Here is a 7,915-nt window from a genome sequence, read left to right as displayed (position 1 = left end):
AAATGGCGAATCTTCCTGGTGTTCAAGAAATCCTGTCAGTTTCAAAATTTGGTATATCTGTCGTAACCATCGTATTCGATGACGCTATTGGCACCTATTTGCCACGACAACTTATTGCAGAAAAAATTAAATCAGCTTCCGAAAAAATCCCTCACGGATTTGGAATACCAGAAATGGGCCCAATAACAACTGGACTGGGGGAAATTTACCAATATGTTTTAGATGTAGAACCCGAATATAAAGACGATTATACAGCTGAAGACCTGCGTACAATCCAGGACTGGATTGTAAAAAGACAACTGTCAGGAATTCCGGGAGTTGTCGAGGTAAATACCTGGGGAGGTTTTTTGAAACAATATGAAGTTGCTCTAGACACTGAACGGCTAAATGCAATGAACATTTCCGCCAAAGAAGTTTTTGAAGCTCTTGAGATGAACAATAGTGTTGCAGGTGGAGGCTATATCGAGAAAGTAAATCAAGCTTACTTTATTCGTGGAGATGGTTTGGTGAGCTCTTTAGAAGACATAGGCAACATTGTTATCAAAAATAATTCAGGAGTACCCATTTACATTAAAGATGTTGCTGAAGTTGGTTTTGGCTACGCAACGCGTTTTGGTGCTGTTACAGGAAATGGTGAAGGTGAAAAAGTTTTAGGACAAGTGATGATGCTTAAAGGCGCTAACTCTAAACAAGTGATAGATGCGGTTAAAGAACGTGTCGCTTCCATCTCTAAATCATTACCTAAAGGGGTTTATATTAATGCTTTTTTAGATCGCAGTGAATTAATTGCTAAAACAACTTCGACCGTTACTGAAAACTTAATTTTAGGTTGTCTCATTGTTGTTTTTGTAGTGGTTTTATTATTAGGTAATTGGCGTTCGGGTTTAGTCGTCGCCTCTGTAATACCCTTATGCTTATTATTTGCAATAGCGATGATGTACATTTTTGGTGTTGATGCTAATTTAATGAGTTTAGGCGCCATTGACTTCGGAATTATTGTTGATGGGGCAGTCATTATTGTTGAATTTATTGCTTTTCAGATCACAAAAAAAGAAGTCGAAATTTCTGCGCTTAACAAACATGAAGTTCAAGATTTCAAAGATCAAATTACTTTTAATGGTGCTTCAAAAATGATGAATTCGGCCATCTTTGGTCAACTCATCATTCTCATCGTTTTTATTCCTATTCTTTCTTTAAGTGGTATTGAAGGAAAAATGTTTAAGCCTATGGCATTAACCTTTAGCTTTGCTTTAATTGGTGCAATGTTATTTTGTTTTACCTATGTACCCGTAGTCGCTGCATTATTTCTAAAACCAACAAAGGCTTCAGAAAAAAATATTTCAGTGCGATTAATGCGCTGGCTAACCAATCTCTATGAGCCAGTAATTCATTGGGCTTTGCAGAGTAAAAAATTAGTCTTAGGTAGTGCCACTTTACTATTAGCCATTTCAGTTTATATATTCGTAAATATGGGAGGCGAATTTGTCCCTACTTTAGACGAGGGTGATTTCGTCATTCAACCCATACTTAAAACCGGAACCTCATTAAGTAAAACTGTAGAAATCACTACGAGAATCGAAAACATTCTAATCGATAATTTTCCTGAAGTAAAACAAGTTGTCACCAGAATTGGTGCTGCCGAAGTGCCCACAGACCCAATGTCTATGGAAGATAGCGATGTTATTATTACTCTAAAACCAAAAGGGGAATGGGTTTCCGCTTCCTCTAAGGACGAACTTGCGAATAAATTTAAAGAAGCCCTTGCAATAATTCCAGGAATGGAAGTCGAATTTACACAGCCTATAGAAATGCGTTTTAACGAACTCATTACTGGTGTCCGTGCAGATATTGCCATAAAAATATTTGGGGAAGATCTCAGTATACTTGCAAAAAAAGGAAGTGAAATAAAATCATTAATCCAGAGCGTTGATGGTGCTGCAGATATTACAGTAGAAAAAATTGATGGATTACCTCAAATGAGCGTAAAGTATGACCGCTCTAAAGTGGCACGCTACGGACTTAATATTGACGATCTTAACACCATGTTATCTATGGGATTTGCTGGTAAAACCGTTGGTAGTGTCTATGAAGGAGAAAAACGTTTTGATCTCGTCGTAAGGTTAGATAAAGAAAAACGAAAAGACATTGATAATATTAAAAATCTATATGTCGATTTACCTAATGGAGGTAAAATACCAATGCGCGAATTGGCTGAAATCACCTACCAAAAAGGAGCTGCAAAAATCGCTAGAGATGATACCAAAAGAAGAGTTGTTGTAGGTGTTAACGTAAGAAATCGTGATCTTGAATCGGTTGTTACAGATATTCAAAATCTTATAGATAAAAACATAAATCTTCCTGTTGGTTATAGCATCATGTATGGTGGTCAGTTTGAAAACTTACAAGCCGCAAAATCTAGATTACTAATTGCTGTACCAATAGCGCTAATACTCATTTTTATACTGTTATATTTTACTTTTAACTCTATAAAGGAAGCGCTGCTTATTTTCTCAGCAATACCATTAGCTGCGGTTGGAGGTGTTGTTTTACTTTGGGTTAGGGATATGCCTTTTAGTATTTCTGCAGGCGTTGGTTTTATTGCACTTTTTGGAATTGCAGTACTTAATGGTATTGTTCTTATTGAGCATTTTAAAGACTTAAAAAATAAAGGTTTTAAAGATATGGAAACACTTATTAAACAAGGGACAAAAGACCGTCTGCGTGCAGTCTTACTAACTGCATCTGCTGCTGCTTTAGGGTTTTTACCTATGGCAATTTCAACAAATGCTGGCGCAGAAGTACAACGACCATTGGCAACTGTCGTTATAGGAGGGTTAGTTACAGCTACCCTACTTACGCTTATAGTTTTACCTGTACTATATTCATATTTTAACAGTAATAATGAACCAAGGAGGAAGTTAAATCCTGGTAAAACAAGTATAATGGCAATACTCCTTTTAATGGGATTATCTTCAATGAATTCTTACGGTCAAGATCATTCTCAAACACTTGAAAGTCTTATAACTATTGCTACAGAAAATAATGCAGGACTTAATGCTAACAGACTAAAAGTTGAGCAATCTGAGGCACTTATCAATAGTGCCTTTGATTTTGATAAGATGCAAGTATATTATGGTTATGACCAAAATAATTTAGCCATAAATAATGAACCTATTGGTGTATTTGGCGTGCAACAAGATTTTCTATTTCCAACTGTTTACTTCACACAAAAAAAACTAAATAAAGCGAATGTTAATTTAGAAAATTCGAGTTATAATATAAAAGAAAAGGCTCTGAAACGTGAGATAACTTCTAATTATTACAACTATTTATACTCAGCTCAGAAAGAACAGGTTTACAAAAAACTAGATAGTTTGTATCAGAATTTTTCTAATGTTGCACAAAGACGTTTTGAGTTAGGTGAAACTAATTATTTAGAAAAAATAACGGCAAGGTCTAAACAGCGACAAGTGAATCTTAACCTAGTAAAAGCTGAAGAAGATGTTATAATTGCCTATAATCTATTGATGAGTATTATTCAAAGTGAAGATCGTATAGAAATAGCAAAAATCCCTTTGCTAAAAATAGCCTTAGATATTATAAGCATTAATGAAAGTCCTGAAATAGCATATTATTCAAATACCATATCGCTATTAGAAACCAAGCGTCATTTGGAAAAGCAACGGTTATTACCAGATATTAGTTTAGAATATTTCCAAGGGACAAACTCAGGGATAAATACCAACTTGTATGGCTATCAGATTGGGTTAAAAATCCCATTATTATTTACGGGTAAGTCTTCAAGAATAAAAGCATCAAAAATTGCAGAGACTATTGCAATAGAAGAATTTCAAGATTATGAAATTCAATTTAACACAAAATACAATGTATTAATATCTCAATTAAATCAGCATCAAAAAGCTTTAGATTACTATGAACAAGAAGGCACTGATCTATCTAATGAAATATTAAAAACGGCGAACAGTAGTTTTAAAAATGGTGAAATTGATTTTTACCAATATATATTGAGTCTAGAAAATGCTTACGACATCCAATTAAACCATCTCGAAAGTCTCAATAATTACAACCAAAACGTAATTGCAATCAACTATTTAACCTTTTAAAAAGAGTGCTATGAAACCTATATATAAAATATTAACATTAAGTATTATACTCACCATTCTAGCATGTGGGAATTCTGAAAATGAAGCTGCGATTAGCATTGAGAAATCTGATGATCGCATTAAAGTTTCTAAAGCACAGTTTGAAGAAAATAAAATGGCATTAGGAAGCCTAGAGGAAAAAACATTTCCTGTTAGTGTTAAAGTCAACGGCATCATAGATGTGCCACCAGAAAACAAAGCCGTTGTTAATTCCATTACAGGTGGCTACATAAAAACGATTCCCTTACTTGTTGGTGATATTGTAAAAAAAGGACAAAAAGTTGCAACTATTGAGAGCCCAGAATTTGTGCGTATGCAACAAGAATACATGGAAGTAAAGGAACAGCTCAATTATCTAAAATCTGAATATGAGCGCCAAAACAGAATGTTTAAAGAAAATATTATTTCACAAAAAGTGTATTTGAAAGCGGAAAGCCAATATAAAACTGCAAATGCTAGTTATAAAGGTCTCAAAAAACAACTTTCAATGCTAAATATTAATCCAATAAAAGTTGAAGAAGGTTATATCACTTCTATAGTGAATATTTACGCACCCATTAGCGGCAGTATAACGAAGGTTAGTGTGTCAAAAGGTAGCTATGTTTCACCAACAACTTCAATACTAGAAATAATAGATAACGATCATGTACACATTGAGTTATCCGCATTTGAAAAGGATATTATGACTATTAAAAAAGAGCAAAAAATAATATTTAGTATTCCTGAAGCATCAGATGAAACCTATGAGGCTAAAGTATATTTGGTTGGCACAGCTATTGAAGCCAATAGAACTATAAAAGTACATGGACATCCGCATGACGATTCTCAATATTTTTTAACAGGTATGTTTGTCAATGCCGAAATTATGACAGATAACACAATAGCAATGGCCTTACCCGAAAACGCTTTTGTTAGCCTAGAAAATGATATTTATATTTTAGTTTTAGATGAAGAAAAAAATGCGAATTTCTATTTTAAACAAGTAAAAGTTGAAGCCGTTAAAACAGCGAATGGCTTTACTGAATTAAAGGATTTTAAAGGATTAAAGAAAACCGACAAAGTATTGGTTAATGGTGCTTTTAGCTTAATTGGTGATTGATAGTTGATGAAAACGTGTTAAACTTTTTTCACATAAATATTATTAGTAATAGCTTTAGACATAATTATAGTTTTGGCTCCAATAGTAATGGTCATAGACTGGTCAAAATCTTCCTTATCTACAACTAAAATATCTGTACCAATACCAATTTTATGTTTATCTAAATACTTTAAAAAGTCTGAAGACGAATCTAAAACACCAACACAAGTATAATGTGAGTTAATAGTTGCCTTAGACAGCATAATTTTGTTGACCTTCACAATTTCACCCTCTTTATTTGGAATTGGGTCGCCATGCGGATCGTGTGTTGGAAAGCCTAAAAAAGCATCTAATTGGTTGATTAATTTTGGCGATTTTATATGCTCTAATTGTTCTGCAATATCATGAACTTCATCCCAAGAAAAATTCAAGGTATCAACCAAAAACACTTCCCAAAGTCTATGTTTTCTGACAATATCGACTGCTGTTAATCTACCGTTTTCAGTCAATTTCACACCTTTGTACTTGATATACGTGATAAGATTTTTTTCGGCTAATTTTTTTAGCATATCCGTTACCGAAGACGCTTTAGCATCAATCTGCTCTGCAATAGCATTCGTGCTTATCTCCACTTCACTTTTTTGACTCAAATGAAAAATGGCTTTTAAATAATTTTCTTCTGTAAGGGTAATTATCATATATTTTAGTCTTGCAAAAGTGCCAACAGCTCTTTTGGTGCAATATAACGAAACACACGTTTTTCGATGGTAAACGCTTTATCAAGAAACACGACTGCTGGCAAAGTTAATTCTTGTTCGTCCTGGCCAGCTAATAACTCGGCAATTTGATGGTATGCCACGCGCTTTTTTCCAACATTCAAATTTAAAAATTTTTTTCCACCAAACTGGATAGTATCTGTAGATTCTACATTAAATTTTACTGCGTAGTAATTGGTTGCTAATTCAGCTTCAATATTTGGCTTGGTATAGACTACTTTTTCCATTTTTTTACAAAACACGCACCAATCTGCATAAAAATGAATCATTACTTTTTTGGGTTCGGTTGATAACGCTTGCTCTAATTCTTCGAAACTTAACCAATTGACCGTTTGCTTTTGAGCGGATGCGAATGTTGAAAAACAAAACAATAAAATAAAAACAAAATACTTCATTTAATATATTTTACATTTTGGTAAAAATAATTCTCGATAAAATTTTAATCCCGAAAGCTATCGGGATTAAAATCACTCGAACTGACGATTTGATTTTAAAAGTAAAATATATTTGAACTACGTCACTTCGAGTGATTCTGACATTTTAATCAGAATTGTATCGAGAAGTTTTTTTAAATTAACTCCAAATTTTTAATGCATTTTGCCAATAGTAATCCCTATAAAAAATGTACGTGGCATAGCTGGTCCATAAACATAATCTGAATCTCGTGTTGGACCAACATCAAAATCGTCTTGAAAACTATTGAACATATTTTTAACACCAGCGTTTAAAGTTAACTGAAAATCTTCAGAAAAGTCGAAATGTGTTTCGGCATTGATATTCATATCAAAAAAGGTAGGACTTTTATTCAGGCTTAAAAAGCCAGTATCACTAACCACTAATGGCACAATCATTTCGCCTGTGTAGGTTCCTGTGACGGATAGACTAAACTTTTCACTTGGGGTCCAATTGCTATTAAGGTAACCGTAAACATTTGGATTTCGTACAAATTCTGAAATTAAGATATCACTTTCACTCGGGTTAGATCCGTCAGCTTCAAATAAAAGTTGGTCGTTTTCATACTCCGAACGTTGTAATGTACCCCCAATTTGGAACAACCATTTTTTTGAAGGTGATACACCAAATTCAAAATTAGCACCATAAACACGAGCACCTTCACCATTACGCACTTCTTCTAAAATAGAACCATTATCAAACTGAACACCTGTACTTACCAATGTAAATGGATCCACTATATTGGTAAAAAAACCTTCAATTAAAAAATTGGTCTGTGTGGTATTAAAATCTTTCGTGTAATTAAAAGACCCCGTAAATGCATTTGAATATTCGGGTTTTATATCATTTGAAAGAATCACAAATTGCGGTTCGCCACCAACGGAAGAGATGTGTAAATCTTCATTAAAAGCCTGTGGTGCTCTAAAACCTCTGGCATAACCACCTCTAAATTTTAAATCGTCATTAAAGGCATAAGCTAGGGTTAATCTCGGATTTAAAGCGGTTTGTGAAATATCAACATTACGTTCAATATCGCCTACTCTATAGATGCCGTCGACATTTACATAATCTAATCGCGTCCCAATTAATGCCGAAAACTTAAGGTTTGGTTTCCATTCGTATTGCGCGTAAAGCCCTGTTGCATTCACGTCTTGGTCTATCAACTTATTATAACCGCTAATAATATCTTCGGTACTACTCAGATTGTGCTCAATTCCTGTAGTAAGCACGTCTCTTTTAAATTTTTTAGTAAACTGAAAACCACTTGCCCAAGCTAAATCCTTAGTTGTGCCGTAAGCATTTAGCGCGGTAGTGCTATCTTGCGCTGTGTTTCCACCACCAAGCCCTCCATAATAACTACCGCGGTCTGTATATTGTGCGGAACTGTAAATGGAATAATAATTAGTGTTTTTTTTATTTTCAAAATCATAACTCACGCCACCCAT

General features: G+C 34.1%; 5 protein-coding genes. 2 read left to right on the top strand and 3 right to left on the bottom strand.

Annotation, left to right across the window (positions count from 1 at the left end; all coding sequences use genetic code 11):
• Together B2U95_RS01505 and B2U95_RS01500 are read left to right on the top strand one after the other, a co-directional pair.
• Positions 1-4,124: CusA/CzcA family heavy metal efflux RND transporter (locus tag B2U95_RS01505; protein WP_296311765.1), on the top strand; the 4,124-nt coding region annotated here is incomplete at its 5' end.
• A 10-nt stretch (positions 4,125-4,134) separates the two neighbouring features.
• The gene (locus B2U95_RS01500; RefSeq protein ID WP_296311763.1) at positions 4,135-5,262 is read left to right on the top strand and encodes an efflux RND transporter periplasmic adaptor subunit; all 1,128 of its coding nucleotides are present in this window, start codon (positions 4,135-4,137) and stop codon (positions 5,260-5,262) included.
• A 17-nt stretch (positions 5,263-5,279) separates the two neighbouring features.
• Here the strand turns inward: B2U95_RS01500 and B2U95_RS01495 are convergent, their stop codons facing one another.
• From B2U95_RS01495 to B2U95_RS01485, 3 genes are all read right to left on the bottom strand, one after another.
• Positions 5,280-5,936, bottom strand: a complete 657-nt coding sequence (locus tag B2U95_RS01495; protein WP_296311962.1) for a metal-dependent transcriptional regulator — start codon at positions 5,934-5,936, stop codon at positions 5,280-5,282.
• An 8-nt stretch (positions 5,937-5,944) separates the two neighbouring features.
• Positions 5,945-6,412, bottom strand: coding sequence for a thioredoxin family protein (locus tag B2U95_RS01490; protein WP_296311761.1), 468 nt, complete (start codon positions 6,410-6,412; stop codon positions 5,945-5,947).
• A 192-nt stretch (positions 6,413-6,604) separates the two neighbouring features.
• Positions 6,605-7,915, bottom strand: a 1,311-nt coding sequence (locus B2U95_RS01485; protein WP_296311757.1) for a TonB-dependent receptor plug domain-containing protein, incomplete at its 5' end; no start/stop codon positions are given.

This window comes from Winogradskyella sp. UBA3174, assembly GCF_002364335.1.
Lineage (GTDB): Bacteria > Bacteroidota > Bacteroidia > Flavobacteriales > Flavobacteriaceae > Winogradskyella.
The sequence above is the reverse complement of the archived record's forward strand: the minus strand, read 5'-3'. Positions and strand labels throughout refer to the sequence as shown.